The sequence below is a fragment of the Cupriavidus sp. D39 genome (assembly GCF_026627925.1).
In the GTDB taxonomy this organism is placed as follows: Bacteria; Pseudomonadota; Gammaproteobacteria; order Burkholderiales; family Burkholderiaceae; genus Cupriavidus; species Cupriavidus ulmosensis.
In genome coordinates this window covers 3,436,714-3,463,500 of sequence record NZ_JAPNLE010000009.1, presented here as the reverse complement: position 1 = coordinate 3,463,500, position 26,787 = coordinate 3,436,714, and the positions used below count along the sequence as shown (strand labels likewise).

General features: G+C 63.0%; 20 protein-coding genes and 4 pseudogenes. 9 read left to right on the top strand and 15 right to left on the bottom strand.

Annotated features, from left to right (window positions below; genetic code table 11):
* Positions 1-61: 61 nt before the first annotated feature.
* From OMK73_RS28250 to OMK73_RS28235, 4 genes and pseudogenes are all read right to left on the bottom strand, one after another.
* Entirely contained in the window at positions 62-1,057 is a 996-nt protein-coding gene (locus tag OMK73_RS28250; RefSeq protein WP_267604923.1) for a hydroxyquinol 1,2-dioxygenase, read from the bottom strand.
* Positions 1,058-1,103: 46 nt separating this feature from the next.
* Positions 1,104-1,595, bottom strand: a complete 492-nt coding sequence (locus tag OMK73_RS28245; RefSeq protein ID WP_267606545.1) for a hydroxyquinol 1,2-dioxygenase — start codon at positions 1,593-1,595, stop codon at positions 1,104-1,106.
* Between the two features lie 164 nt (positions 1,596-1,759).
* Positions 1,760-2,725, bottom strand: coding sequence for a LysR family transcriptional regulator (locus tag OMK73_RS28240; RefSeq protein WP_267604922.1), 966 nt, complete (start codon positions 2,723-2,725; stop codon positions 1,760-1,762).
* Positions 2,726-3,567: 842 nt separating this feature from the next.
* Positions 3,568-4,511, bottom strand: a pseudogene (locus OMK73_RS28235) (LysR substrate-binding domain-containing protein).
* A 151-nt stretch (positions 4,512-4,662) separates the two neighbouring features.
* Between OMK73_RS28235 and OMK73_RS28230 the strand changes: the two are divergent.
* The 6 genes and pseudogenes from OMK73_RS28230 (at position 4,663) to OMK73_RS28205 (ending at position 10,279) form a co-directional block, all read left to right on the top strand.
* Positions 4,663-5,415 (top strand): SDR family NAD(P)-dependent oxidoreductase, encoded by a 753-nt coding sequence (locus OMK73_RS28230; RefSeq protein WP_267604921.1) that lies wholly within the window; start codon positions 4,663-4,665, stop codon positions 5,413-5,415.
* Positions 5,416-5,504: 89 nt separating this feature from the next.
* Complete coding sequence (locus OMK73_RS28225) at positions 5,505-5,741, top strand: tautomerase family protein (protein ID WP_267604920.1); 237 nt, start codon at positions 5,505-5,507, stop codon at positions 5,739-5,741.
* Positions 5,742-5,789: 48 nt separating this feature from the next.
* Positions 5,790-6,620 (top strand): annotated as a pseudogene (locus OMK73_RS28220) (oxidoreductase); the annotation flags it as partial.
* 28 nt (positions 6,621-6,648) lie between these two features.
* On the top strand, positions 6,649-7,905 hold the full coding sequence (locus tag OMK73_RS28215; protein WP_267604919.1) for an MFS transporter: 1,257 nt from the start codon (positions 6,649-6,651) through the stop codon (positions 7,903-7,905).
* Positions 7,906-8,211: 306 nt separating this feature from the next.
* Positions 8,212-8,955, top strand: a complete 744-nt coding sequence (locus tag OMK73_RS28210; protein WP_267604918.1) for a response regulator — start codon at positions 8,212-8,214, stop codon at positions 8,953-8,955.
* Positions 8,956-8,978: 23 nt separating this feature from the next.
* A pseudogene (locus tag OMK73_RS28205) lies at positions 8,979-10,279 on the top strand (ATP-binding protein).
* Between the two features lie 123 nt (positions 10,280-10,402).
* On the opposite strand, the gene OMK73_RS28200 reads toward OMK73_RS28205, so the two are convergent.
* The gene (locus OMK73_RS28200) at positions 10,403-11,452 is read right to left on the bottom strand and encodes an alpha/beta hydrolase (RefSeq protein WP_267606544.1); all 1,050 of its coding nucleotides are present in this window, start codon (positions 11,450-11,452) and stop codon (positions 10,403-10,405) included.
* Between the two features lie 360 nt (positions 11,453-11,812).
* On the opposite strand from OMK73_RS28200, the gene OMK73_RS28195 reads away from it, so the two are divergent.
* Complete coding sequence (locus tag OMK73_RS28195; RefSeq protein WP_267604917.1) at positions 11,813-12,229, top strand: organic hydroperoxide resistance protein; 417 nt, start codon at positions 11,813-11,815, stop codon at positions 12,227-12,229.
* 106 nt (positions 12,230-12,335) lie between these two features.
* On the top strand, positions 12,336-12,875 hold the full coding sequence (locus tag OMK73_RS28190; protein ID WP_267604916.1) for a thioredoxin family protein: 540 nt from the start codon (positions 12,336-12,338) through the stop codon (positions 12,873-12,875).
* A gap of 177 nt (positions 12,876-13,052) precedes the next feature.
* Here OMK73_RS28190 and OMK73_RS28185 read toward each other — a convergent pair whose 3' ends face one another.
* The 3 genes from OMK73_RS28185 to OMK73_RS28175 all read right to left on the bottom strand — a co-directional run bounded on the left by OMK73_RS28185 (position 13,053) and on the right by OMK73_RS28175 (position 15,116).
* Positions 13,053-13,910: a type IV toxin-antitoxin system AbiEi family antitoxin gene (locus OMK73_RS28185; protein WP_267604915.1), complete on the bottom strand. Its 858-nt coding sequence runs from the start codon at positions 13,908-13,910 to the stop codon at positions 13,053-13,055.
* A 354-nt stretch (positions 13,911-14,264) separates the two neighbouring features.
* A complete protein-coding gene (locus OMK73_RS28180) occupies positions 14,265-14,759 on the bottom strand; it encodes a hypothetical protein (protein ID WP_267604914.1) in 495 nt (164 codons plus the stop codon).
* Between the two features lie 93 nt (positions 14,760-14,852).
* Complete coding sequence (locus OMK73_RS28175) at positions 14,853-15,116, bottom strand: DUF1484 family protein (protein WP_267604913.1); 264 nt, start codon at positions 15,114-15,116, stop codon at positions 14,853-14,855.
* Between the two features lie 119 nt (positions 15,117-15,235).
* Here OMK73_RS28175 and OMK73_RS28170 point away from each other — a divergent pair, with 119 nt between their 5' ends.
* Positions 15,236-15,481, top strand: coding sequence for a helix-turn-helix domain-containing protein (locus tag OMK73_RS28170; RefSeq protein WP_267604912.1), 246 nt, complete (start codon positions 15,236-15,238; stop codon positions 15,479-15,481).
* A 1,259-nt stretch (positions 15,482-16,740) separates the two neighbouring features.
* On the opposite strand, the gene OMK73_RS28165 is transcribed toward OMK73_RS28170, so the two are convergent.
* From OMK73_RS28165 to dnaN, 7 genes and pseudogenes are all read right to left on the bottom strand, one after another.
* On the bottom strand, positions 16,741-17,991 hold the full coding sequence (locus tag OMK73_RS28165; RefSeq protein WP_267604911.1) for an IS256 family transposase: 1,251 nt from the start codon (positions 17,989-17,991) through the stop codon (positions 16,741-16,743).
* A 267-nt stretch (positions 17,992-18,258) separates the two neighbouring features.
* Positions 18,259-18,402, bottom strand: a pseudogene (locus OMK73_RS39420) (IS5/IS1182 family transposase); the annotation flags it as partial.
* A 218-nt stretch (positions 18,403-18,620) separates the two neighbouring features.
* On the bottom strand, positions 18,621-19,991 hold the full coding sequence (gene ltrA, locus OMK73_RS28160) for a group II intron reverse transcriptase/maturase (protein WP_267600714.1): 1,371 nt from the start codon (positions 19,989-19,991) through the stop codon (positions 18,621-18,623).
* 470 nt (positions 19,992-20,461) lie between these two features.
* On the bottom strand, positions 20,462-21,859 hold the full coding sequence (gene ltrA, locus OMK73_RS28155; RefSeq protein ID WP_267602818.1) for a group II intron reverse transcriptase/maturase: 1,398 nt from the start codon (positions 21,857-21,859) through the stop codon (positions 20,462-20,464).
* Positions 21,860-22,730: 871 nt separating this feature from the next.
* Positions 22,731-24,938, bottom strand: a complete 2,208-nt coding sequence (locus tag OMK73_RS28150; RefSeq protein WP_267604910.1) for a DNA gyrase subunit B — start codon at positions 24,936-24,938, stop codon at positions 22,731-22,733.
* Entirely contained in the window at positions 24,935-25,267 is a 333-nt protein-coding gene (locus tag OMK73_RS39415) for an ATP-binding protein (protein WP_267604909.1), read from the bottom strand. The genes OMK73_RS28150 and OMK73_RS39415 overlap by 4 nt, the downstream gene beginning before the upstream one ends.
* Before the next feature lie 227 nt (positions 25,268-25,494).
* Entirely contained in the window at positions 25,495-26,619 is a 1,125-nt protein-coding gene (gene dnaN, locus OMK73_RS28140) for a DNA polymerase III subunit beta (protein ID WP_267604908.1), read from the bottom strand.
* Between the last annotated feature and the right edge of the window lie 168 nt (positions 26,620-26,787).

Sequence of the window (26,787 nt, the reverse complement as noted above, 5' to 3'; positions counted from 1 at the left end):
CATCCCCGCGGCGCCAGCGGTCTGGCGCCGTTCGATCGACGATCGGGGGAATGCCGGAGAGTTAGATCTGGATCGGGTAGGGCGGCAGCTCGCCGCTTTCGTAGCGCTTCGGCAGATCTGGCGTGGCGTTCTCCCAGACCAGCAACATCGAACGCTTCTGCGAATAGCCCTTGTGACGGATGTCGGCGGGCATGGCGGCGATGTCGCCCGCGTTCATCGTGATGCGTGCACGCGGCTCGCCGCTATCCTTGTCGGCGACGTCCCAGATGATCTGGTCGGACAGTTGCAGGAACCACTCGACGCGGTCGTTGCCGTGAAACACCGGCAGCACGAATTCCTCGGTGGTCGGGCAGAACAGGCTCTGCTGGCAGACCGACGTGACCGACGGATTCCAGGTCACATCCGAGCGCGACAGGTACTTGAACAGGCTGAACGCATGCAGCGCGCCCTCGAAGCCCGGCTCCGCATGAATCTCCGGCTCGTCCTGGACCACGTCCGCGAACTGGCGATTGACCGGCAGGTCGTCGCGCAACGGCGAATCACCTTCGAGGCCCGGCATGCGCTTGGTGGCGATGCGTGTGCGCTCGATTGCCGCGATGTTGTCGCCATGTTTCGCGCCGAACGCGGAACCGGTCTCCTCGGGCGCGGCGAAGGGGTCGAAGCCCTCGTTGACCCAGTCCCGCAGGATCGCCTTGAACGTTGCCATGATGAGCGGCGTATCGAACTGCTGCGTATGATCGATGCCCGCATCCTTGTAGCTCGCGTTGTACGAGCCCGCATACATGTCGACCTTGCCGTAGTGATTGCGCGTGCCGATCACTTCGTCGAAATTGACCCAGCCGTAGAAGAAGCCCCACGCCACGTCGCGCATCATCGCGCGCAGGAAGTCGTCGGCGTGCATCTGGTGCGAACGCGTCTGGCCGTTCGCGGGCCATTTGACGGTGGCGAAATACGCATCGCGGCTGAACTCGAAATCGCCGAGATGGAAGATGCGATAGCCGGTGGTCGGATCGGGCTCGGTCGCGGTGACGTTTTGCAGCCCGGTTACTTTGTCCATGATTGACTCCAGTCGTTGATAGATCGCGTAGATCGCGTAGAGAGGGTCATTGGATGCAGATCTCGGCCCACTTCTCGACCGAGCATTGCCCGAGGATCGTTTGCACGAGCAGCACGCCCTTCGTCACCGCTTCGAAACGGTACGCGGCACCCGTCGGCAGCAGCGCCTGATGGCCGCGCCTGAGGCGCACGTAGCCCATCGGCTGGCCCGCCGGCTGTCCGTCCAGGCGCACCGTGCCTTCCGTCTTTGCGTCGACGAGCGGCCCGCCCGAGGGCTTGATGAAGTGCACGTCGATCTCGCCGTCGAGCACGACCGCGAACTCATCGTGCGATGCAGCAAACCACGGCGACGAACCTTCCGCGCGCAGCGTCTCGATCACGTACTTGAGATTCTTGCCGACCACGACTTTCTGATAGGGCTGCGCGCGGCTCGCGACTTCGAACACGTTCGACATCGCGTAATGCTCCGGCTTGCCCTTGATGATTTCGATGGAGCCCTTCCGAAAATTGTCCAGGCTGCCGAACCAGGTCTGTTGCATGTCTGCCTCCGTTGATCCTTGAATGCGTTGTTGCTTGCATCGAAGATTAAGTGGCGACAGGCTGGACAGCAATGATCCGAGGGTCGGGAATCGCGAACCACGAGTGCGTCAAAAAGGCCCCAGGGAAAGTACCTAGAGGGTAACCCCAGGAGGCAGGCAGAAGGTCAATCCTCGGCCAGTTCCTCGCCGACGCTCTTCGTCTCGTCGTCCGGCGGCGCAATGCCTAGCGCCTTGTCCCACTGCGGCTCGCGCGGGTAGCGTGTACGCAGGAAATCGACAAACGCCTTCACCTTGGTCGTCGAGCGATGCGACGCCGGGTAGACGGCCGAGAGCCACAACGGCGGCGCCGCATACTCCGGCAACACGCGCTCCAGGCGCCGCTCGAGCAGATCGGCGGCGGCGACCATCGTCGGCAGATAGACCACGCCCGCGCCGGCTCGCGCGAACTCGAGCAGAAGATGCACGCTATTGGTTTTCAGCACCGGATTAAGGGCGATTTCGAAGCACTCGTTGCCCCGCATCAGCGGCCACTTGTCGCCCCACGGGTAGTAGGAATAGCGCGCGAAGTCGTGCCGCAGCAGATCGAGCGGTGTCTCGATCACGGGCTCTTCCTTCAGGTAACCGGGCGCCGCGCACAGCACGCCGCGCACCGGAAACAGCCGCCGCTCGACGAGCAGGTTCGACGCCGGCGGATAGATCTGGAGCGCGAGATCGAAACCCTCCTGGACGGGATCGATAACCCGGTCGTTGACCGTGACGACGAATTCCACGCGCGGGTACGCCGCGCGAAATTCGATCAACGTCTGCGAGAAATGCCCGAGAGCGAAACCGGGCAGCACGTGGATGTTGAGCGTACCGGATAGCGAATGGGGCTCGCCGCGCGAGCGCCCCGACAGATCGTGGACCCTGTTGACCAGTTCGGCGCAATCGCGGTAATAGGTCTCACCGAGTTCCGAGAGGCGCACCGCCCGTGTCGAACGATGAAAGAGCGGCACGCCAAAATGCTCTTCCAGTTGCTTGACGCGCGTGGTCACCACGGATTTGGCGACGCCCAACTGGCGCGCGGCACTGGCAAAACTCTGCGCCTCAGCGGCCCGCACGAAGGCCTCCATCGACATGAACAGGTCCATGCTGTCTCCCGTGGCCGCTGTTCTCGCGACCTGATCTGATGAGGTGAAGTGTAATTTGTTTTGGGAGGCGTTGCCGGCATGCATCGGGCTCGGGCAGCTAGCGCCTTCTCCCGGTTAGAGAGTGGCGCGATGGCGTCCCGGCGACGGGGCAGACCGAGTGTTGGCAGATCAATGGAGCTGGAGCGAGGGCAACCGCCGGCGGCGAACACTTGCAAGTTCAGACTTTCGTGTGGGTCCTCCATCCGAGCGAGAGCGACACGATGCAATGCGCTGGTTTGCTCCCTCTTCCATGAAATGGGAGAGCAACCGGGGAGAGGGTGGGCGCTCGCTCAAGGTGAAGCGCCTCGCTCTTGCGGATGCCCGCCCTCTCCCTCAACCCCTCTCCCGCTGCGCGGGAGAGGGAGCTACGCCTGCGCGAGATTGCACGCGAGCACTCTTGCTACGTCTGCGCCGGACTTCGCCCGGCGACCCACACAGAAATCTGATGGGCTGAAGTGTAATTTTTTTGGGGGGTGCCGGCATGCGTCGGGCTCAGGCAGCTAGCGCTTTCTCCCGTTTAGAGAGTGGCGCGATGACGTCTCGGCGACCGTGCAGAACGAGTGTTGGCAGATCAATGGAGCTGGAGCGAGGGCAACCGCCTGGCCAGATCTTTGTATGGGTTCATCAGACTTTCGTGTGGGTCCTCCATCCGAGCGAGAGCGACACGATGCAATGCGCTGGTTTGCTCCCCTCTCCCATGAAATGGGAGAGGGGCCGGGGAGAGGGTGGGCGCTAGCTCAAGGTGAAGAGCTACACCTGCGCGAGATTGCACGCGAGCGCTCTTGCTACGCCTGCGCCGGACTTCAACGTCGGCGAGCCCCGCTTTGATCAGCAATTGGCCCACGCGCTTGTTCCATCATGAACTCGACGAACGCCCGCACGCGCGATGGCAGCAAACGGCCGTGCGGATACATCAGGCTGACGGGGCGCATGCGCCCGGCAAAAGCTTGCAGGACCTCGACCAGCTCGCCTTGCGCCAGGTCCCGCTCGACGACGAATCGGTAGGTCTGGAACAGCCCTGCGCCCGCTTTGGCCAGCGTCACGCCGGCCAGCACGTCTTCCGCGCACATGTAGTTGCCCGTCGAGAAGATCTCCTTCTCGTGCCCCCTTCCTTGAACAGCCACGAGATCTGCCGCCCGCTGCTCGGTAGATCGAACTGGATGCACTCGTGCTGGTCCAGGTCCGACAGCGTTTTGGGTACCCCTGCGCGCTTCAGGTAGGCGGGGCTCGCGACCACCACCAGCGCCGCGTCTTCAAGGTGCCGGGAGACCATCAGCGAGTCCGGCTGCGCGCGGAAGCGGATCGCCACGTCGAAGTTTTCCTCATGGAAGTCGACGTTGCGGTTGCTGATATGTGCTTCCACCTTGATCAGCGGGTACTTGGCGCGAAACGCGGGCAGGAGCGGCAACAGGCGATGGTGCCCGTAGGTGGTCGGCGCGCTGATGCGGATCGTGCCCGAAGGCTGCACCTGCTCGCCGGTGACCTTGCGCTCGGCTTCGGCCAGCTGATTGAGCGCGGCGCGGCATTGCTCGAAGTATTCCTTGCCACCTTCAGTCAGCCGGATGCTACGCGTGGAGCGCACGAACAGGCGCACGCCCAGGCGCTTTTCCAGGCGCGAGATCGAGCGGCTGACGGCGGCAGGCGTGACGCCTGCGGTATTGGCGGCCGCCGTGAAGCTGCCGGCCTCGGCGGCCAGGCAAAACAGCTCGATGCTGCCGAGCAGGATGTCGTCGAATTGCCGGTGCATATTCTTTACACCATGTAATAGGAAAAGTGCAGGAAACCCCGTTTATTGCGTTCTACAGCAGCAATATAGTACCTCCACACCGGTGACGGCTTTGGAGTCCGACACCGGACCCTGAACCTGAATCTGAACCCGGATCCATCGGAGGACCATCATGAGCAACACCCACAGCACCCACAGCACCGACAACACCGTCATCATCACCGGCGCCACCAGCGGCATCGGCCTGGGCTTGGCCGAAGCCTTCCTCAAGGCGGGCTACAACGTCGTCGGCACCGGCCGTTCCACCGAGCGCCTGCAAGCCGCCGCTGAACGGCTGAACGCCGGCGAGCGCTTCCTGGGCGTCGCGGGCGACGTCGGCAAGCCCGAATCGGCGCGCCAGGTCTTCGCGCAGGCCATTGCCAAGTACGGCAAGGTCGACGTGCTGGTGAACAACGCGGGCATCTTCACGGCCAAGCCGTTTGTGCAGTTCACGCCGGACGAAGTGGAGGAGCAGATCTCCACCAACCTGAAGGGCGTGCTGTATCCGTCGCAGGAAGCGGCCAGGCACATGAGCGAACGCAAGCGCGGCAAGATCATCAACATCACCGCGTCCCTGGCGCTTCAGCCGCACGGCGGTGTGCCAGCGCTGCTGGCCGTGGCCCTCAAGGGCGGCATCAACCAGGCGACGCGCGCGCTGGCGCTGGAACTGGCGCCCCACGGCGTGACGGTCAACGCGGTCGCCCCGGGCGTGGTGGACACCCCGATGCATGCCGCCGAAACCCATGCGGCACTCGGCAGCCTGCACCCGCTGGGCCGCATCGCCAACATCGCCGAGATCAGCGACGCCGTGCTCTACCTGGCCAAGGCCGACTTTGTCTCCGGCACCGTGCTGCCGGTGGACGGCGGCTTCAGCGCAGGCCGCTGAAGCCGGCAGCCGCGGCCGGACGTGTGTCCCGCCGCGGCCCCGAATCCATTGCTCTCATCTCAAAACGTCAATCCATGCAGGAGGCCGCCATGCCTTTCGTCAGCATTCGCATTACCCGCGAGGGAACCACCGCCGAGCAGAAAGCCCAGGTCATCAAGGAAGTGACCGAGACCCTGGAGCGCGTGCTGCACAAACCGCCCGAATGGACGCACATCGCAATCGAAGAGGTGGATACCGACAACTGGGGTTTCGGGGGCCGGACGACCACCGAGATTCGCAAGCAGTCGAATGCCGCTTCAGCCCCCGGTGCGCAGGACAGCCGATAAACCGCCTTGGGCGGCGCCAGCCCCTACCTGGAGTCCGTGGAGTCTGCAATGAAGACCATCAAGAAGACCTTTCTCATCACCGGCGTCAGCGGCGGCCTGGGCCGCGCCTTTGCCGAGGCGGCGCTGGAAGCCGGGCACCGCGTGGTCGGCACCGTGCGGCGCGAGGATGATCGCACCGCGTTCGAGGCCCTGCATCGCACGCGCGCCAAGGCCGTCATCCTGGATGTCAGCCGGCTGGATGACGTCGAGCCCGCCGTGCGCGGGATCGAACAGGACTGGGGCCCGGTCGACGTGCTCGTCAACAACGCGGGCTACGGCCACGAGGGCATCCTGGAGGAGTCGCCGCTGACCGAGCTGGTGCGCCAGTTCGAGGTCAACGTGTTCGGCGCGGTGGCCATGATCAAGGCCGTGCTGCCAGCCATGCGCCAGCGGCGCCGTGGCCACATCGTCAATATCACGTCGATGGCCGGCTACGTGGGCTTGCCCGGCGTCGCTTATTACAACGGCAGCAAGTTCGCGCTCGAAGGCATCAGCGAAGCGCTGTCCAAGGAAGTCAGCGGCCTTGGCATCAAGGTCACGGCCGTCGCGCCGGGGTCCTTCCGCACCGACTGGGCAGGACGCTCGATGGTCCGTTCCGGCCGCTCGATTGCCGACTACGACGCCGTGTTCGAGCCGGTGCGCCAGCGCCGGCAGGAATACAGCGGCCACCAGGCGGGGGATCCGGCCAAGGCGGCCCTCGCGCTCCTGCGCATTGTCGACGCTGAGGATCCGCCGACGCATCTGCTGCTCGGCGACGACGCCCGGCGGCTTGTCGAGGCGCGCCTCAGGGCCTTGGGCAGAGAGATCGGGGCTTGGGAATCCATCACGCGCTCAACCGACTTCGGGGGTAGCCATGCAATCCGCAAAAATGAACCAGGCCGCCCAATCGACGTCCGCCGCGCCTGGCCGGGCGAGCAACATCGGTTACGCCGAGCGCAACAAACACTACTGGCGGCGCAATCTTGCGGTCTGCGTGTTCGGCTCGTTCACAACGCTGGTCAGCCTGAGCATGCTGCTGCCGTTCCTGCCCGTGTACGTCAGGCAGCTTGGCGTCGAATCGCAGTCGGGCGTGATTCAGTGGTCGGGCGTTGCGTTCGGCGCGACGTTTTTCGGCACGGCGCTGACCGCGCCGCTCTGGGGGCGGCTGGCCGATCGCTTCGGCCGCAAGCCGATGCTCATTCGGGCGGCGGTCGGGATGGCCGTGGTGATGTCGCTGATCGGCGTCGCCCACAACGTCTACGAGCTCGTCGCGCTGCGGCTGATCGCCGGCCTCGTGGGCGGCTATGCGTCGGCGTCTACGGTGATGGTCGGCACCCAGGCGCCGCGCGAGCGCGCGGGTTGGGCGCTCGGCATCCTGTCGACCGGCGCGCTCGCCGGCAACCTCGTCGGGCCGCTGGTCGGCGGGCTGCTGCCGGAATGGATCGGCATCCGGGGCACGTTCTTCGCGGGCGGGGCGATGATCGCGGTCACCGCGCTGCTGACAATCTTTGTCGTCAAGGAGGACTTTCATCCGGCCAGCGACGCTAGGGGCCGCACGGCCAGTCCGGCGGCGGGCGCGGTGCGCCGCACGAACTACGCTGTCGTGACCGCACTGCTGGTGACGGCGATGATGGTGCTACTTGCCAACATGTCGATCGAGCCGATCATCACGGTCTATATCGGCAGCCTGGGCGTGGGCGCGGATCACCTGACCCGCATCGCGGGCGTGGTGATGGCGTGTTCGGCGCTCGGCAGCGTGCTGACGGCGGCGCGGCTCGGCGCGTTGGCCGACCGCATCGGTAGCTGGAACGTGATCATCAGCTGCCTGGTGCTGACGGGGCTTGCGATGCTGCCGCAAGCGTTTGTCACGCACTGGTGGCAACTGGCCGCGCTGCGCATGCTGATGGGCATGACGCTCGCTGGCCTGCTGCCTGCGATCGGCAAGCTCACGAGACAATCGGTTGACGAACACGCGACGGGGCAGATGCTGGGGTACCTGCAATCGGCGCAGTTCAGCGGCCAGGTGATCGGGCCGGTGATCGGCGGTCAGATCGGTGTGAGCCTCGGCCTGCATTCGGTGTTCTTTGTCACGGGTGGGTTGCTGGTCGCCTGCGCCGGACTGGCTCAGTGGGCGCGTCGCCGCTGAGCACAAATGGCGCGACGGGCAGGACGGGCAGGATGCACGGGCTCAGGATGGTCAGTGCGCCACCCGGGCAAGCAAGTAGCAGCAGAGGTATGATCGGGTCTGTTGGCGTGGCTGGGTTGCCCTCGATCAGGCGCCGCGGATGTCGCCCGGATGTGTCGCAAACATGTGCCGCAAACAAGCGAGTTTGTACCTCTGTGTGGCAGCGCGGCGCCCGGATACATTGCGATACACGCGGGGCCGAAGGCCCCATACAATGGCGACGAAACTGACTGGCCGAACATTCCCAATCCTACCGAGGTGAACCCGATGGAATCGCACGTCGACCATATCCTGATCGTCGATGACGACCGGGAAATCCGTGAACTCGTTTCGACCTATCTCACCAAGAACGGCTTGCGCGTGACGGTGGCGCCGGATGGCCGCCACATGCGCTCGTTCCTGGAGGCCAATGCCGTCGACCTGATCGTGCTCGATCTGATGCTGCCGGGCGATGACGGCCTGGTGCTGTGCCGCGAATTGCGTGCCGGAAAGCACAAGGCCACGCCCGTGCTGATGCTGACCGCGCGCGACGATGAAACGGATCGCATCATCGGCCTCGAAATGGGCGCGGATGATTACGTCGCCAAGCCCTTTGCCGCGCGCGAGCTGCTGGCGCGCATCAAGGCCGTGCTCCGCCGCACCAGGATGCTGCCGCCCAATCTGCAGATCACCGAAGCAGGGCAGATGCTCGCGTTCGGTCACTGGCAATTGGATACCACCGCGCGCCACCTGATCGACAGCGACGGCACCATCGTCACGCTCAGCGGCGCGGAGTACCGGCTGCTGCGCGTGTTCGTCGACCATCCGCAGCGCGTGCTCAACCGCGATCAACTCCTCAACCTCACACAGGGCCGAGAGGCGGACATGTTCGAGCGCTCCATCGACCTGCTGGTCAGCCGCCTGCGCCAGCGCCTGGGAGACGACGCACGCGAACCCAGCTACATCAAGACCGTGCGCAGCGAGGGCTACGTGCTTGCGATGCCGGTGGAGATCAAGGAGGCCCGCCAATGAGCACCATGAGCACAACGAGCACAATGAGCACGCGCCTCTGGCCCTGGCCGCGCTCGCTGGGTTCGCGCCTGTTCCTGATCTTGCTTGCCGGGCTGGTGATCGCGCATGGTTTGTCGTTTGGCGTGCTGTTCTCCGAGCGATACATGACAGCGCGCGAAGTCATGCTCGGCACGCTGGAAACCGACGTGGCCACCTCGATTGCCATCCTCGACCGCGTTCCCGCCGCCGAGCGTGCGCAATGGCTGCCGCGCGTGAATCGCGGCAACTATCAATACATATTGGGGCCGGGCTCGCCGGGCGTGCCCGAGATGACGCAACGCGGCAAGGATATTGCCCAGCGGATCACCCAAGCCAGCGAGGGCCGCTTTCCCGTCACGGTGGAGTCGATCCCAGGCGACGGCAAGCAGGTGCAGGCGCACCTGACGCTGAGCGACGGCAGCCCCTGACCATCGACGTGCATCCGCGCATGCTCCCGATCGCCCAGTGGCTGCCCTATGTGCTGGTGATCCAACTGTTGTTGCTGGTCGGGTGCTGCTGGTTCGCCGTACGCGTGTCGATCAGGCCGCTGGTGGCACTGGCCGATGCCGCGGATACGCTCAATCCCAACATGAAGACGCCGCCGCTGGCCGAAACAGGCCCCGCCGAGCTGACCCGCGCCGCGCGGGCGTTCAATGCCATGCGCGAGCGCATCGCCCAGTTCATCGAGGAGCGCGTGCAGATCCTGGCGGCCATCTCGCACGATCTGCAGACGCCGATCACGCGCATGAAACTGCGCGCCGAGCTGGCAGAGGACTCCGAGGAGAAGCGCAAGATGGTGCAGGACCTGGCCGAGATCGAAAGGCTCGTGCAGGAAGGGCTGGCGTACGCGCGATCCACGCATGGCGATGGCGAGAAGCCATCGAGAATCGACCTCGGATCGTTCATCGAGAGCCTGGCCTACGACTATCAGGACATCGGCAAGGCGGTGACCATCCAGCAGAACATCGGCGGCGCCATCGTGACGCGCCCCCATGCGCTGCGCCGGATCCTGACCAACTTGATCGACAACGCGATCAAGTTCGGCGGCGCGGCGGAACTGCGCGTGGACCGCGAGCACGACACCGTGATCATCGAGGTGCTCGATCGCGGCACGGGCATCCCGCAAGACAAGCTCGAAGCCGTGCTGCAGCCGTTCGTGCGGCTCGAAAGCTCGCGCAGCCGCGAGACCGGCGGCTCCGGCCTGGGACTGGCGATTGCACATCAGCTTGCGGTGGCCATTGGCGGCTCGCTCAAGCTGCGCAACCGCGAAGGGGGCGGGCTGGCGGCGATCGTCAGGCTAGGCTGACCAAAGGGGAGGGTAGTGACCTGCTCGGTTGCCCGGCGGGGCCACGGTTTCAATGCGTCGCTGTCCACCTCGAAGCAGCCTGGCCACGCTTCCCGGCAACGAGCCTGACCAGGCAACCTGCGCTCAGAGGTGGTCTGCGTCGATCACGGCTCTGACAAAGTCCTGCGGCGCTTCCTGCGGCAAGTTGTGGCCAATGCCGCCTGTGATCAGCCGATGCTGATACTTGCCCGAAAATTTGCTGGCGTAGGCACTCGGTTCCAGGTGCGGCGCGCCATTGGCGTCACCTTCCATCGTGATGGTTGGAACTGCAATGCTCGGAAACGCAGCAAGCCGCTGCTCCAGATCGGCGTATCGGGATTCGCCCTCGGCAAGGCCGAGCCGCCAGCGGTAGTTGTGGATCACGATGCTCACGTGGTCCGGATTGTCGAACGCCACGGCGCTGCGATCGAACGTGCGGTCGTCGAAGTTCCATCTCGGCGAGGCGAGTTGCCAGATCAGCTTCGTGAACGCATGCCGGTGCTGCTCATAACCGACCCGCCCGCGCTCGGTGGCGAAATAGAACTGATACCACCATTGGAGTTCGGCCTGCGGCGCAAGCGGCTTTCGGTTGCCCTCGACACTGCCGATCAGGTAGCCGCTGACGGAAACCAGCGCCTTGCAGCGCTCCGGCCAGAGCGCCGCGACGATGCATGCCGTGCGCGCGCCCCAATCGTAGCCGGCGAGGATCGCCTTGCCGATGCCCAGCGCGTCCATCAGGGCGACGGTGTCGAGCGCGAGCGCCGCCTGCTCGCCATTGCGAACCGTCGCGTCGGAAACGAACCGTGTGCTGCCATAGCCACGTGCATACGGCACGATCACGCGGTACCCCGCCGCCGCCAGCGCCGGCGCGACGTCGACAAAGCTGTGAATGTCATACGGCCAGCCATGCAGGAGGATGACGGGGGGCCCATCGGCAGGACCTGCATCGGCATAGCCGATATTGAGTTCGCCGGCAGTCACCTGCTTGATCGTCGTGAATTGGGCATGCGTACCCGGGCGTGCGGTCGGCAGGCGTGCCGCCGTCTTGCCGGATTCCGCGTGCGCCAGGTCATACAGGCCAAGTGGCGCGGCGGCCAGCGTGAGCGCGGCCGTGCCAAACAGGCGGCGCCGTTTTTGATTGATCGGTTCGGACATGGTTCTCTCCATTGGGAATGATGACGATGGGAAGTATTGGCGAGCGACGTATCGCGCCTGTTTCCCGAACCCTCTGATTTGAAACGTTGCGTATCCGGCAGGCCACCGGATACAGAGCGATACAAAGCCGCATCCGACAGCGCCGTCCTGCGCCGCGTCTGCGCCACTTGCCGCGGGATTTTTGTATGCGTCTGTATCACGCGGCAATCGGGATACGCATCCAGACAGAACAGGCCGCGACGTGCTACGCGCCTGATACATCGACCGCCTTTAATACGTTCCGTGGCCCGATGCCGAGCACAAGCGAAGCGATCTCCGGCCGCGCAATTCTCCGCGCAAACCCATCTCAAGGAAAACATCATGACCCGCATCGAGAACGTCCTGTACACCGGCAAGGTCCACGTCACCGGCGGCCGCGATGGCCAAGCCCATAGCAACGATGGCCGGCTGGATCTGAAGCTGTCCTCACCGGGCAGCAGCGGCGCCGGCACCAACCCCGAACAGCTGTTTGCCGCAGGGTGGTCGGCTTGCTTTATCGGGGCAATGGGCCGCGCCGCCAGCCAGATGAAGATCAAGCTGCCAGCGGACCTTGCAGTGGATACCGAGGTGGACCTCGGCACCACCGACGGCGCCTTTTTCCTGCAGGCCCGCCTGAACGTCAGCCTGCCGGGTCTCGACCGGGAAGTGGCACAGGCGGTGGTTGAAGCGGCGCATCAGCTCTGCCCGTATTCGAAAGCCACGCGCGGCAACATCCACGTCGAACTGCATCTGGTCTGACCCGTGCCGCGATCCGCCCGATGCCGTCGGGCGGATCGCAAGCGTGCCAGCGCCGTTGGCACGGCTTCCCACTCCTTACGCACTTGCATTTGAAGCATTTGAAATCATGCGCACACTTCTACTGTCCGCCCTGGTTGCCGCCGGCATTGCCGCCATCTATGTCGTCGGAACGGGCGCGCCCGCCTTCAGCGCCACTGTTGCGGATGGCAGCGCAGCGCCCGAGTTCGCCGGCATCGACCAATGGCTGAACTCGCCGCCGCTTTCGATGAAGGCGCTGCGCGGCAAGGTGGTACTGGTCGATTTCTGGACGTACTCCTGCATCAACTGCATCCACACGTTGCCCTATGTGAAGCAGTGGCATGAGAAGTACAAGGACCAGGGGCTTGTCGTCGTGGGCGTGCACACTCCCGAATACCCGCTCGAGAAGTCCACCGCCAACGTACAACGGGCGCTCAAGCGCTTCGATATCCGCTATCCGGTCGCGCAGGACAACAGCTACGCCACGTGGTCGGCGTTTCACAACCAGTATTGGCCTGCCACCTACTTGATCGATGCCGAGGGCCGCATCGTCTACCAGCACTTTGGGGAAGGGCGCTATGCCGAAACGGAAGCCGCCATCCGCAAGCTTCTGGCTGAACGCAAATAGATCGCCGATTCAAGTCTTGAAGGTGTACATCGACCGCTGCTGCGGCATGTCGCCGCACGTTGGCGTTGCTCGGGATTCACCAGTTTACCGAGCAGGGCGATCGGTGCCCGTTCGCACGCAAGGGTGTGTTCTACGTTGTAACCGTCGGCGGTTGCCGGTTTGGAGAAGTCCATGAGGTCAGATTTTCAGGATGTCCGAGCGAAGTTGCGAAGCGAGTTCCTTGTTGCGGCCACGGCCGTCCAGCAAGTCCAGGTACATGATGAACGCACTGGCAAGGTGCGAGGGATGATCCGAGTGTTCCCGGGTGAATAGGGAGCTCGCACCGCCACGCTCGATGAGGGTGACATTCGAGCCTTTCTCGACTTCCTGCAACCCCAGCGCCTTTGCGTAGTCGGGCGTGCTGCCGAGAGGAACGATTGTGTCCGCGCTCTCCACGTGCGTAAGCAGTGGCGACACCGCGTTCGCCGCGGCGGTGCCGGTGAAGGCCCAGCCCGTTAGCGCCTCGCTCTCCAGCTTGTCGGTGATGGCCGAAAGTATCGCATTCGGGTTGCGGGTGTACGCAAACCAGCGGGTTTTATGTTCCTTCCGAACGCGCCAGGCATCGGCCCACAAATCAAGCAGCACGCCTGGTTGTATAAGGCGCCGGCGCAGGGTTCGCCCACTGCCTCTGGACTCTACCAGCTCCAGGCGCTCCAATTCACGCAGGGTGAGTGACACCGTATAGGCGGAGGTTTCGGCCAGGTCAGCAATCTCGAGTCCGGTCAGCCATCTCTGGTTGGAATGGAGCAGGGCATGTACGACTTGCTCCCTCGCGCCGGTGAAGAGTGATCCCGCTCGCCGGGGCGAAACAGGTTTCGCCGGGCGATCGATGTTGATCAGCCAGTCCTTGTGCTTGAAGTACAAACTTCCACTGGCGTCGAAATAGCCAATGTTGCGCTCGCACAAGATGTCCCGTGCCCCAGCGCTAAGTTGCCCCGCGATGACAAAAAAGGCGGTGCTACCCGCGTCCTCCTTGGACAGCCGATACTCTTCCAATTGCCACGCGGCGTTTCGTATATTGCGCGGATACGGTTCAGGAAAGTTGCGAAGGAACGGTAGAAGACATGAAAACGGGAGGGATAGTGGAGCCCACCCGCTGGGCACTGCGCTGCTCGCGCCGGGCGAGTGTGCCCTGGGGTGGATCTGACACCGATAAGCCTTGGCTGTCCTTCTTGCCAGAGGGCTATGGAGGCAGTTGGTGGTCGGCGCTGGTCTGCCGGCGCCCGCAGTGGCAGCTGCACCCACGGCGCTCCGCCCGTTTCGCCTCCTGTGCGCGAAGACTGTTCCGGGCAACCCAGATGAAGAAGGCCGCGATGGGCACGCCCACGGCCAAGACGGCTAGGCCGATCGTCATAGCGATGCTCCCAGACTACAGTGTGAGATATAGGGATCTAACTCCTGCCTGACCGCGTGGACGCGGCTCGACAGAAACAGTGGAGGTGCCAGGCTGAATTCAAAGCGCAGCACCTGGTTGCGGATCCGGCGCCAATGGCACGGCAGCGCGCCTCTACCCTGCCAGTAGGCGGTACAGGCGGCCACGCACTGTACGGCTGCCTGGTAGTGGGCCAGCTGGCCCTCCTGGTATTGCAGGTAGGCCGCCACCAGCCCCTGCAGTTGCAGCGCGGCAGCCTGCTGGGGAGCCGGAAGGCGAAACGGCCGCTGCGCCAGGGTGGCGCCTAGGGCGTGGTACGGCGCGGCCGTCCGGGCGAGATCGCCGGCGTGGCGTGCCGTTTGCCAGAGGACAAACATGCCGCTCATGGTGAGAGTGTGCTCCGGTTCGGCGCCGGCAAGGATGCCGGCGCCAGAATTTCGATCGGCAGATTCAACAACCATCGTCTCCAGCATGGGGCAACAGCGAGTTTTGCCTCGATCGGTGTGTGTATCCCCACCGGCCCCGGCCTCGCGGGCCGCGACGCAGGTGTGGAGAACAGATGAACCTCAGTACTGCGCTTGCACCCGGTCCACTACGTGGTCCAACTGCTGCTTCAGCGGAGCCAGCAAGGCATGCAGGCCGCAATTGCCGGCGCGCTCGCCGGCCTGCAGCTCTAGCAGGACCAGGAGAGACTCAAGGCCTGCGCTGACGCGCAACAGTTCGTGGCAGCTTTGGTGGATGGCGGCTGCGGGGTCCGTCTCAGGTGCGTGCTGTGGCATCAGCGACTCCATCAGTGGCAGCGTGTCGGAGGCATCCGAAGCGATGCGCACGGGTAGCGATATCGCGAAATCTGACGAGCGTGTTCAGAGGCCTTGTTCACGTGAAAGCGTGGCTCGCTTGGGTAATATCGTCCGTGGTCTTATCGTCATCATAGACCGAGCATGGCGAGATGCCAATAGCTTCCCCAAGGCACGGTGGTGCCGCCCCTCTTGTTCAACTGGGCAACGCGATCCGCGAAGTCCGACTCAGGCAAGACCTGTCCCAGGAAGAGCTCGCCCATCGGGCTGGCATCGACCGCTCGTATATGAGTTCAGTTGAGCGGGGAGGGCAGAACCTGGGGGTGATGCATCTCTTGAGAATTGCGACTGCGCTAGAGGTTACGGTTGCGGAGTTGATGGCGGTTGCGAAGCTTTGAGTGGCCGCGTTTTCACGGTCGTCAACAGGGTAGGTCAACCTGTGCTGCTCGGGAGCCGGAATGCGATCAGGCGATGCAGCGTGTAGCTCGGACGGATGGGCCTCAAGCATTAGATCGCGAAGACCAAAACGCTGGCCCAGTCTCCGCGCCACCTGGCATGTCATTGAACAGGCCACGCAATACGAAAGGAGTGACGGCTTTAGGATCTGCAGTCCCTTCACCGGGAGGCGAGAAAAGACGTCATCGCGCGCGGCAGCCATACACAAGTGCTGCGCGGCACTAATTTTTACGACGGTTTGACCAGATTCCGGGCCGAAGTAAATTGGCAAGTCCAATATTCCTCCTGTCGAAGATGGGCTCAGGTGCGCGCGCTCAAAAATTCGCGACAGCGACACACGCCATGACGTGAGCAGATTGGCCGCTCCTGGCATGGCGAAGGCTTCCACCACAATCAGAGGGACGCAAGGACCCCTCCGCATGGTCCATAATGCGGCTGATCATTCTCAGCGCGAGCCAACACTTGCCGCCTCACAGAAGGACGGCAAGTAGCGGCGGTCGCCATCGTGCGGCGCTGCAAGGTGGGCTCGCGCCAAGATGTCGCGAACGAAGAAGCGACAACCGACGTGCGTGCACGGCGGCCCGCCCCTGTTCGCAAGTCGCCCGTTCGCTCACCAAGTGAAGTCAGCGAATGAGGCTAAATTTACCTAGTAACGCTTAAATAGCCCAATTGAAATGCGCGATCGGGTAGAAGAATTGATAGATTTCGTTGCGAGCGGACACCGGCGCTTCAAGCGCATGGAGGAACTGACCGGAGTGAAGTCAGATAGCTGGAAGAACACGTGCCGCAATCAGCAACGCGTGACCCAGGAGATGGTGGAGGCTATTGGGGCGGTGTGGCCTCAGTATGCGTACTGGCTTGTCACCGGGAAGACGGACGAGGAGCATGGGCATACATCGCCGATTCGGGATCGGATTGCGCGGGATTTGGAGAAGGTTAGAGCGGAGGAGGGATAGGGGTCCGCTAAGGGCCTTCGTCAGGCTGCGATCTCCGATTTCCGGGGAAGGCTGCACGAATCTTCAGGAAGAAGTAAGAGTGACCCCGGTACCCCATGAGCCTTGGATCATGATTGGCGCCCTGAGGCAATTGGCTGCGGACCAGAAACCAGGCAGGTAGGGTGGGGGTGTCAGGATTTTTGTGTGCAAGGCTAAAAACCTGCCTGCCGGGCAGGCTGCCCGGCAGGCAGGCCTTTGATCCTATCTCAGCGATGGGGTTGTGTGAAGCGATCCTCGTAGAGGATCGCGAACTGGTTCATGGCGGCTTTCCAGTCGTGCGTGGCGCTGCCCCACTTGCCGGTGATGTTGCGCAAGGCTAGCCACAGCAGTTTGGTGGCCGCTTCATCGCTCGGGAAGTGCCCGCGGGTCTTGATAATCTTACGCAGTTGCGCGTTGATGCTCTCGATGGCATTCGTGGTGTAGATGATCTTGCGGATGGCCGGCGGGAACGCAAAGAATGGAATCACCCGGTCCCAGGCGCGATGCCAGGAGGCTGCAATCGGTGGGTAGCGCTTGCCCCAGTCGCTTTGCTCGAAGGCCAACAGCGCCGCCTCGGCGGCCTCAACCGTGGCAGCCGTGTAGACAGGCTTGAGCGCGGCCGCCACCACACGGCGGTCCTTCCAGCTCGCGTAGTCCAGGCTGCCGCGTATCAGATGCACGACACAAGTCTGCAGTGTCGTGCTCGGGAACACCGCGTTCAGGGCCTGCTCCATGCCCTTCAAGCCGTCGGTCACCGCGATCAGGATGTCTTGGGTGCCTCGCGTCTTCAGGTCGTTGAACACCTTCATCCAGAACTTTGCCCCTTCGGTGGTCTCGATCCACAGGCCCAGGATGTCACGCGTGCCATCGGGCAGCACGCCCAGCGCCAGATAGACCGCCTTGCTGCGCACGACGCCATCCTCGCGCATCTTGACCCGCAGCGCGTCGAAGAACACGACCGGGTACATGACCTCCAATGGACGGGCCTGCCAGGCGGTGACTTCCTCCATGACCGCATCCGTTACCGAGCTGATGAACGCGGGCGACACCTCAGTGCCATACTGCTCGACCAGGAACGCCTGGATCTCGCGTACCGTCATGCCGCGCGCATACATGGCGATGATCTTGTCGTCAAAGCCAGTAAAACGCCGGTCGTGCTTGGGAATCAGGATGGGCGCGAAGCTGCCGTCGCGGTCGCGCGGGATCGCCAGCCGCAAGGGTCCCGTGTCCGTAAGCACGGTCTTGGCGCTGGAGCCATTGCGCTGGTTGGTTGCATCCTCGGGGCGCTCGGCACCCGCCGGGTAGCCCAGGTGATGGCCCAGCTCCGCGCCCATCGCCCGCTCGATCAGGGCCTTCTTGAACGCCATGGCGGCGTCTTGCACCGCCTCAGCAGTCATCGGACCTTTAACGAACTGATCGATCAGCTCCTTAGGGATGGTCGGAAGGTCCCTGGGTATGGCCTTTGGTTTGCGTGGCATTACATGCTCCTTGTCGACATGTTATGCCCTGCACACAAAATCCCGTACAGGCCCGGTAGGGTAGTCGCGGTCAAGGCCAGATGGCTCTGATCGACCCCTATGCACAGTTCACAACTATGTGCACATGCCATGAGATTGACGGTACCGGCTTGGATTCAGGGAGGATTCTGGCCGGCACCATCTGCGCATAGTTACAGCGTCGGCAGGAATTGCATGAGTGGGTCTGGAGCCTAGATCCGGTACACGGACAAGCGGACCCTTGGCGAACAAGTCGAAAGTCAGTGAATTGAGCTGATCAGGCGTTTTCGTGGTCGCCAACACTTCATTGAAGAACTCGATTACCGCGTCGTGCTTGATCAGCCGTTCGCGGTTCTTGCTGAACACGGTGGGCACCCAGACCACATCATCCACTTTTTGACTAGCCACCGTGGCCTTTAGCCTCCACCTGCCAGGCGCAGCGTCTAGATTTTAATGGGGCGGGGTGGATTGTAAGGAAGCCGCGTTGACAGAATTCGCTTACACAGCGGTTACACGGCATCAGGAATCGGCATAGGGGGCAGCCCACTGGCTGCGCCCCTGCCACACCACCCGGCATGCGGGTCCGCACCGGGCGGTTCGAGAGGTTGAGGTTAAGTGAGACGGGGCATGCCCAACTGATCGAAGTAGGCGATGGTCAGGACCCGGTTCAGCGTGTCGCCGCTGTTGCGCCACCAGCACCGGCTACTCGCCGCTGCTTGCCTGGCGGCATCCGCTGTAGCACCCAGCGCACGCAACTCTCGGTAAATGACCCGACCACGGCGCCAGTGCTTGAGCTGGATGGCCCTCAGCCGGTGGCGCATCCACTTGTCCAGCTCGCGCCAGACCTGGGGCGTTTGCGCCAGCCGGAAGTAGGCCTTCCATCCCAGAACATATGGCCTCACCCGATCCACGACTGCCTGCAGACTCCGCCCGCCTGAGCGGCGAGTCAGTTCGCGGATGCGTTGCTTGAACGTCAGCAGCGGCTTAACTGCCACTTTGCGCTTGACCACTCCCCCTGCGGCCACCCAGAAGCTGTAGCCGAGGAACTTGCGGCCAAACGCGCTCGCCACCGCGCTCTTTGCCTCGTTGACCTTCAGGCGCAGGCTGCCGTACAAGCGCCGCAATAGCGCCATCACTCGCTCGCCCGCCCGCCGACTGCGCACGTACACGTTCGCATCATCGGCATAGCGCACGAAGCAATGACCTCGACGCTCCAACGCCTTGTCCACCTCATCGAGCAGTACGTTAGCCAGCAGCGGTGACAGCGGCCCGCCTTGCGGCGTGCCCTCGTACCGCTGCAGCACTACCCCGCCATCCATCAGCCCGCTGTTCAGATACGCCCGGATCAGCCGGATGACCCCGGCGTCCCCGATGCGCTTCTGTAGACGGTCAATCAGGATGTCGTGGTTGACCCGGTCAAAGAACTTCTCCAGATCCACGTCCACCACCACTCGCCGCCCCGACTGCACGTACGACTGCGCGGCTAACACCGCATCGTGCGCACGCCGCCCAGGCCGGAAGCCGTAGCTGTGCTCGCTGAAGGTGGGGTCCAGCATCGGCTGCAGCACCTGCAACAGCGCCTGCTGGATCAGCCGGTCCGTCACCGTCGGAATACCGAGCTCGCGCTCGCCTCCTCCGTCCGGCTTCGGAATCGTTACCCGCCGTACCGGACTGGGCCGGTACGTCCCCTTGAGCAGTTGCTGGCGGATCTCCGGCCACGCCGACACCAGATAGCGGGCGGTCTGATCAATATCCAGACCATCCACGCCAGCGGCGCCTTTGTTGCGGCGGACCCGCCTGAACGCCTGCTTCAGGTTCTCTCGCGTCAGCGCCGCTGCCAGCAGCGCCGACCCCGTGTCCTCCGGTCCCCGCCGCGGACCGCCGGCTTCGTCGCAGGCGGGTTCACGGCCGGCTTCACCGCCCGCTACTCCCTCCCGCCCCGCTCGCGCGGGCTTCTGACGCAATGCCTTCGGTATCGACATGGCTTCGAACACTCCCTCTCGTTCGGTCCTTCGTCGGCGGATTCGAGCCTTGCCGGCGCTACCCCCAACTACTTCGACCTCTGCTGACTTCTCGCTCCGGCTCGACGCCGTCGCCCTTTCAGGCATGAGGCGAGATCTCCCCAGGTAAGAACGCACTCCTTCGCTGCACAACCGCCGGATTTACGCCGCCTCCCCTTGATCACGAGAACTTCGCGGTTTCATGCCCGCTCGTCCTGGTCGGCACCGCCTTCTATCCGGTTCGTGTTCCTCGGCTCGCAGCTTCGCTCCACGCTTCCTCCCCACGATCGGTCGCCCTTTCGCAGTTGCGCTTCGCTTCGATCGCTGTGATCAACTTACGGTGGGACTTGCACCCACAGGAGTGCGCCCATGCTGGGCGCAATCGAGTAGGGTGAGGGGTTACCCCCTCAGCCCTCTCACACCACCGTACGTGCGGTTCCGCATACGGCGGTTCACGAACGAGACTGCAAGCGCCGCTGAGTATCCAGCAGCGAGACCAGCCCCATGGCGTCGAAGTAGCGTTTCGGGAAGGCATCGCGCAGATGCATCGCGCCAGCATTCCACCACGGGCCGCGCCCGTTGTAGGCTGACTTGTACGCTCGCTCGTCCGATAGCCCCTGCCGACGCAGCATCACCACCCGGGTCCGACGACGTTTGGCTTGCCGCCACAATAAGCAGCGCAGCCGCCGTCTGATCCAGGCGTCCAACTCCTCCAGCGCACGCTTGCCTTCGGTCCAGCGGAAGTACCCCATCCACCCGCGCAGTACCGGATTCAACACTGCTATCGTGTGGGCCGGGTTCCCTCCTCGTCCCGGACGCACCAGTTCCCGCACACGCTCCTTCAGCCTTTGCAGGCTGTCCGGCGCAATGCGCAACCGCGCCTGACGGTGCATTGTCAGGCTATAGCCCAGGAACTTGCGCGCCCACGGCCGCGCACACGCGCTCTTGGCCTCGTTGACCCGCAGCTTCAGCCGCTCCGCTAGGAACGCTGTCATGCCAGCCAACACCTGCCGTCCTGCCGTCTTGCTACGCACATAGATATTGCAGTCGTCCGCGTAACGACAGGACGCGAGGCCCCGCCTTTCCAGCTCACGGTCCCAATCCGTCAGCAGGATGTTCGACAGCAACGGCGACAGCGGCCCGCCTTGCGGCGTGCCTTGCCTCCTTGCCTCGACCATCCCGCCACGCATCAGCCCCGCTTCCAGATACCGCCGGATCAGCTTGAGCACCCGGGCGTCCCTCACTTGCCGTGCCACCCGCGACATCAGGATGTCGTGGTTGACCCGGTCGAAGAACTTCTCCAGGTCGATGTCCACCACCCAGCGCCGGCCTTCCCGCACATACCGCTGTGCCTGCAAGACCGCCTGCTGAGCGCTGCGCCCCGGCCTGAAGCCGTAGCTCGACTCGGAGAATCCCGGCTCAAAGATCGGTTGGAGAACTTGCAGCAGCGCCTGCTGGATCAGCCGGTCCATCACCGTCGGGATGCCCAGTGTCCTCACCCCGCCCGCAGGCTTGGGGATGTCCACCGCGCGCACCGCCTGCGGGATGTATTGGCCGGCCAGCAGCGCCGCCTTGACGCTCGGCCAGTGCACCTTCAGCCAGTCCCGCAACGCCGTCACCGCCAGGGCATCCACCCCGGCCGCGCCACCGTTCCTGACCACCTTCCGGTACGCCAGCCACATGTTGCCCTTCTCGACCACCGCCTCCATCAGCGATGGCGCCCGCGCTTTCGTTTGCCCGACAGCCGCCGTGCCAGCCTCCGCACCCCCATCGGCCCCAGGCAGGTTCCGCCCGCCTTCCTCCGCTGTGGGCTGCACTCGTTCGTGCATTTGGGCTTCGTCGGTAAGCATCGAGGTCTGTCGTCCTAATCGCGCTCATTCATGTTTGGCCCTTCAGTGCCAACCGCGCACCTAATATGGCCTCTGCTGACTTCTGCACCGCCGTCCCGACGCCTCTCGACGTCGGTAGCACCGTGGCAGCGGTGCAGATCTCCCCGGGTATGACGCACCCACCTTCACGCTTATGCCTGTCGGATCTACGCCGCATCGTTCCGTGCAAGTATCGGGCTTTGGCAATTATGGCTACCTCACCCCGATACGACGCCTCATCCGCTTCCTGTTCGTCAGGCCAGCGCTTTGCCTCGGACTTCCTTCAGACTCCCAGTCGCCCGGGAAACCCTTGTCTCTGGCTAACACTTCCCCTTGCCGGGTGTGTAAGGGACTTGCACCCTCAAGTGAGTGCGCCCTGCCGGGCGCACCACGAAAAAGGGTTACAAGCGGAACGCTTGTAACCCTTTGAATTTGCTGGTGCCGGCTGCAGGACTCGAACCCGCCACCTGATGATTACAAAGCAACTTCCATTAGCGCATGCTCCTATTCGGGAGACACGAAAAGGACATTAACCACTAGTACGACGAGCACCTTGAAAGCCCCGGATTGCGTTGAGGAACTCAATCTGGCGAGTGCGTGCTTCAGTCAACGGCTATCTCAAGGTTTCCAGCATTTTCCGCGGGCCCCTCCTGATTCTTACGTTCACTGCGACCAATCCCACTAGTCTGCTACTTGCCAATCCGAGCAGTCTCACGATTTCGGTGCCTTCAGCCTCCTAGACTGATCAAAGTTCAATAGCGATGTCCCGACACCAGGTATTTCCATTCCTCTGGAGAAGCTGAATCATTTATTTGTGAATTCTCTCAACTATTCTGAGAATCTACAGCAATCCTCAAACATCAATATTCCGAGCCACCAACGCATTACTCTCAATAAAATTCCTACGCGGCTCAACCTCATCCCCCATAAGGGTGGTAAAGATCTGATCAGCCGCAATAGCATCCTCAATCTGCACCTTCAGCAATCGGCGCTGAGTAACGTCCAGCGTCGTCTCAAACAACTGCTCAGGATTCATCTCCCCCAGCCCCTTATACCGCTGACGAGAAACCCCACGCTCGGCCTCAGACAACAACCACTGCATAGCAGCATGGAAGTCATTCACCGTCTGATCCCGCAGCTTCTCACCCTCGCCACGGCGCACCTTGGTGCCTTCCGCAATCAACCCCTGGAAGGTCTTGGCAGCCAGCGACAGCGCAGCGTAGTCAGCACCGTGGACAAAGTCCGCATCCAGATGCGACAACCGCACATTGCCATGATGCCGGCGAGCAATCATCAGGCGATGCTTGTCCGTCTTCTCATCAAACTGCGCATAGACATCCGCCGTGCCGTCGTCATTGACCGCGGCGCCAAGCAAAGTCTTGGAGTGCATCTCCGACAACTTAGCCTTCAGCGCAGTAGCTGAGGCTTCAGCCGCGGCAGCACTGTCCAGGTCCAGCTCGATGCCATCAGCAATAGCGCGCAGCGCATCGCTATCCACGATGCGGGACAGGCGGCCGATCACGGCTTCGGCCAGTTGGTACTGGCGAGCCAGCTCGGTCAGCGCATCACCAGAGACTTCGCTGCCGTCTGGATTGACCAGCGCAGCCTTTTCCATCGCCAGACGCAGCAGGTAGGCATTCAGCTCGGTGTCATCCTTGATATACCGCTCTTCCTTGCCGTGCTTGATCTTGTACAGCGGCGGCTGGGCGATATACACGTGGCCGCGCTCGATGATGTCGGGCATCTGGCGGTAGAAGAACGTGAGCAGCAGCGTGCGGATGTGGGAGCCGTCCACGTCCGCGTCGGTCATGATGATGATGCGGTGGTAGCGCAGCTTGTCGAGGTTGTAGTCGTCCTTGCCGATGCCGGTGCCTAGCGCGGTGATCAGCGTGAGCACTTCCTGGCTGGAGAGCATCTTGTCGAAGCGGGCGCGTTCCACGTTCAGGATCTTGCCCTTGAGCGGCAGGATGGCTTGGAACTTACGGTCGCGGCCTTGCTTGGCGGAGCCGCCTGCGGAGTCACCCTCCACCAGGAAGAGTTCCGACTGGGCCGGATCCTTCTCCTGGCAGTCTGCCAGCTTGCCGGGCAGGCCCATGCCGTCGAGCACGCCTTTGCGGCGGGTCATTTCGCGGGCCTTGCGGGCGGCTTCGCGGGCGCGGGCGGCGTCTACGATCTTGCCGCAGATGATCTTGGCGTCGACCGGGGTCTCCAGCAGGAAGTCACCCAGGGCCTTGGCGACGAGTTCTTCCACGGGCAGGCGCACTTCTGACGAGACGAGCTTGTCCTTGGTCTGCGAGCTGAACTTGGGCTCGGGCACCTTCACAGACAGCACGCAGGCCAGGCCTTCGCGCATGTCGTCGCCGGTGGTTTCTACCTTGGCCTTTTTGGCGATCTCGTTTTCTTCGATGTACTTGTTCATCACGCGCGTCATGGCGGCGCGCAACCCGGTGAGGTGGGTGCCGCCGTCACGCTGCGGGATGTTGTTGGTGAAGCAGAGTACTTGTTCGTTGTAGCCGTCGTTCCACTGCATGGACACTTCTACGGCGATACCGTCTTTTTCGGTGTTGGCGTAGAAGATGTTGGGGTGCAGGACGCTCTTGCCGCGGTTGATGTACTCGACAAAGCCTTTGACGCCGCCGGAGAAGGCGAAGTCTTCTTCCTTGCCGGTGCGCTGGTCGGTCAGGCGGATGTGCACGCCGTTGTTCAGGAACGAGAGCTCGCGGATGCGCTTGGAGAGGATCTCGTAGTGGAACTCGACGTTGGTGAAGATTTCTTCATCGGCGAGGAAGTGGACTTCGGTGCCGCGCTTGTCGGTGGGGCCGATGACCTTCATCGGCGAGACTTCCACGGGCACGCCGTCGGGGCCGGGCACGGTTTCCACTACGCGGTTCTGCACGGCGCCTTGGGCGAACTCGAGCAGGTGGGCCTGGCCGTCGCGGCGCACGGTCAGGCGCAGCCACTTGGAGAGGGCATTCACGCAGGACACGCCCACGCCGTGCAGGCCGCCGGAGACCTTGTAGCTGTTCTGGTTGAACTTGCCGCCGGCGTGCAGCTCGGTCATTGCGATTTCTGCCGCGCTGCGCTTGGGTTCGTGCTTGTCGTCGAACTTGACGAGCGGGGGATGCCGCGGCCGTTGTCGGTGATGGAGATCGAGTTGTCGCTGTGGATGGTGACGGTGATTTCCGTGCACCAGCCGGCCAGGGCTTCGTCGATGGAGTTGTCCAGCACTTCAAATACGAGGTGGTGCAGGCCGGTGCCGTCGGACGTGTCGCCGATGTACATGCCCGGACGCTTGCGCACCGCCTCCAGGCCTTCCAGGATCTGGATCGAGCCTGCGCCGTAGCTGTCTTGCTGTTGCGGTTGCGATTGCGGTTGTTGCTCTTCGGTCATGTTCTCTTACTCACGGCGAATGCGGCGATCTCTCGTCACGCCCGGATGGGCGCGCCCGGATCGGGCCGCATAGCGGGTTACATAAAAACGGCAAAAGGGGCGGATCTTAACGATCCGGCCCCTGGTGCGGCGGGTCTTGCGCGGGCCCCTTGGGGCGCCTGCGCAAGCCGTGGTGTGCCGTTAGATGCTCCGGTTTTGCGTATCTTTTGGTCCTGTTTACCGGCTCATCAAATGCGCATCGGCATGACGACGTACTTGAAGTTGTCGTCTTCCGGCACGGTGATCAGCGCGCTCGAATTGGAGTCGCCGAGGCTGACCTGGACTTGCTCGCTCTTGAGGTTGGCAAGCACGTCCAGCAGGTAGGTAACGTTAAAACCTATATCGAGGGCGTCCCCCGAATAATCAAGTTCGAGCTCTTCCTGCGCCTCTTCCTGGTCGGCGTTGGTGGAGCTGATCTTGAGTACGTGCGTATCCAGGATGCAGCGCACGCCCTTGAACTTGTCGGTGGTCAGGATGGCGGTGCGTTGCAGGGCTTGCTGCAGCTTGACGCGATCGATGGCGAAGGCGTTCTTGTAGCCCTTGGGGATCACGCGCTGGAAATCCGGGAACTTGCCTTCGACCAGCTTGGAGATCAGCTCGATGTTGGCGAAGGTGAACTTGACCTGGTTGGCGGCCAGTTGCACTTTCACGGGATCGTCGTTGTCTTCCAAGAGGCGTTGCAGTTCCAGGATGGTCTTGCGCGGGATGATGACTTCCTGGCGCGACGGGGCGCCTTCGCCACTGGTGGCTTCGGTATCCAGCTCAACACCGCAGTACGCCAGGCGGTGGCCGTCGGTGGCGACTGCCATGACCTTCTTGCCGTCCACCACCAGCAGCATGCCGTTGAGGTAGTAGCGAATGTCTTGCTGGGCCATGGCGAAGTGGACCATGGCGAGCAGGTGCTTGAAGGTCTTTTGCGGCAGGCTGACGGAGGCGCCGAACTCGCTGGCTTCCGCCACCGTGGGGAATTCCTCGGCGGCCAGGGTCTGCAGCGCGAAGCGGCTCTTGCCGGACTGCACGGTCATGCGCTTGTCGTTGAGCGACAGGGCGACTTCGCCGTCGGGCATGGCGCGCAGGATGTCGAGCAGCTTGCGGGCGGCCACGGTGGTGGCCACGGTGTCGCTGCCCACACCGCATTCGGCGTGCGTGGTGATCTGGATCTCGATGTCGGTCGAGAGGAAGGAGACGTTGGACCCGGACTTGCGAATCAGCAGGTTGGCCAGGATCGGGAGTGTGTGGCGGCGCTCCACGATGCCGCTCACGATTTGCAGCGGACGCAGCAGATTGTCTCGCGAGGTTTTGACCAATTGCATTGAATTTATCCTTCGTCGTTTGTAGTAAGCGACCGCGGGTGCGCACTGACTGGCACTAACTCGCTGCGTGTATTTCCAAAATGACTTTGGAATCAACGAGTTAATTTGCCATTGTACCAAGGATAAGCCGCTGCGGTGAAGCGGGAGAAGCGCGATCGGAGGGTGAAT

Bases quoted from the DNA above. Each gene is read 5' to 3' on its own strand.
- OMK73_RS28250 (WP_267604923.1), bottom strand. From the start codon at position 1,057: ATGGACAAAGTAACCGGGCTGCAAAACGTCACCGCGACCGAGCCCGAT.
- OMK73_RS28245 (WP_267606545.1), bottom strand. From the start codon at position 1,595: ATGCAACAGACCTGGTTCGGCAGCCTGGACAATTTTCGGAAGGGCTCC.
- OMK73_RS28240 (WP_267604922.1), bottom strand. From the start codon at position 2,725: ATGGACCTGTTCATGTCGATGGAGGCCTTCGTGCGGGCCGCTGAGGCG.
- OMK73_RS28230 (WP_267604921.1), top strand. From the start codon at position 4,663: ATGAGCAACACCCACAGCACCCACAGCACCGACAACACCGTCATCATC.
- OMK73_RS28225 (WP_267604920.1), top strand. From the start codon at position 5,505: ATGCCTTTCGTCAGCATTCGCATTACCCGCGAGGGAACCACCGCCGAG.
- OMK73_RS28215 (WP_267604919.1), top strand. From the start codon at position 6,649: ATGAACCAGGCCGCCCAATCGACGTCCGCCGCGCCTGGCCGGGCGAGC.
- OMK73_RS28210 (WP_267604918.1), top strand. From the start codon at position 8,212: ATGGAATCGCACGTCGACCATATCCTGATCGTCGATGACGACCGGGAA.
- OMK73_RS28200 (WP_267606544.1), bottom strand. From the start codon at position 11,452: ATGTCCGAACCGATCAATCAAAAACGGCGCCGCCTGTTTGGCACGGCC.
- OMK73_RS28195 (WP_267604917.1), top strand. From the start codon at position 11,813: ATGACCCGCATCGAGAACGTCCTGTACACCGGCAAGGTCCACGTCACC.
- OMK73_RS28190 (WP_267604916.1), top strand. From the start codon at position 12,336: ATGCGCACACTTCTACTGTCCGCCCTGGTTGCCGCCGGCATTGCCGCC.
- OMK73_RS28180 (WP_267604914.1), bottom strand. From the start codon at position 14,759: ATGCTGGAGACGATGGTTGTTGAATCTGCCGATCGAAATTCTGGCGCC.
- OMK73_RS28170 (WP_267604912.1), top strand. From the start codon at position 15,236: ATGCCAATAGCTTCCCCAAGGCACGGTGGTGCCGCCCCTCTTGTTCAA.
- OMK73_RS28165 (WP_267604911.1), bottom strand. From the start codon at position 17,991: ATGCCACGCAAACCAAAGGCCATACCCAGGGACCTTCCGACCATCCCT.
- ltrA (WP_267600714.1), bottom strand. From the start codon at position 19,991: ATGTCGATACCGAAGGCATTGCGTCAGAAGCCCGCGCGAGCGGGGCGG.
- ltrA (WP_267602818.1), bottom strand. From the start codon at position 21,859: ATGCTTACCGACGAAGCCCAAATGCACGAACGAGTGCAGCCCACAGCG.
- OMK73_RS28150 (WP_267604910.1), bottom strand. From the start codon at position 24,938: ATGACCGAGCTGCACGCCGGCGGCAAGTTCAACCAGAACAGCTACAAG.
- OMK73_RS39415 (WP_267604909.1), bottom strand. From the start codon at position 25,267: ATGACCGAAGAGCAACAACCGCAATCGCAACCGCAACAGCAAGACAGC.
- dnaN (WP_267604908.1), bottom strand. From the start codon at position 26,619: ATGCAATTGGTCAAAACCTCGCGAGACAATCTGCTGCGTCCGCTGCAA.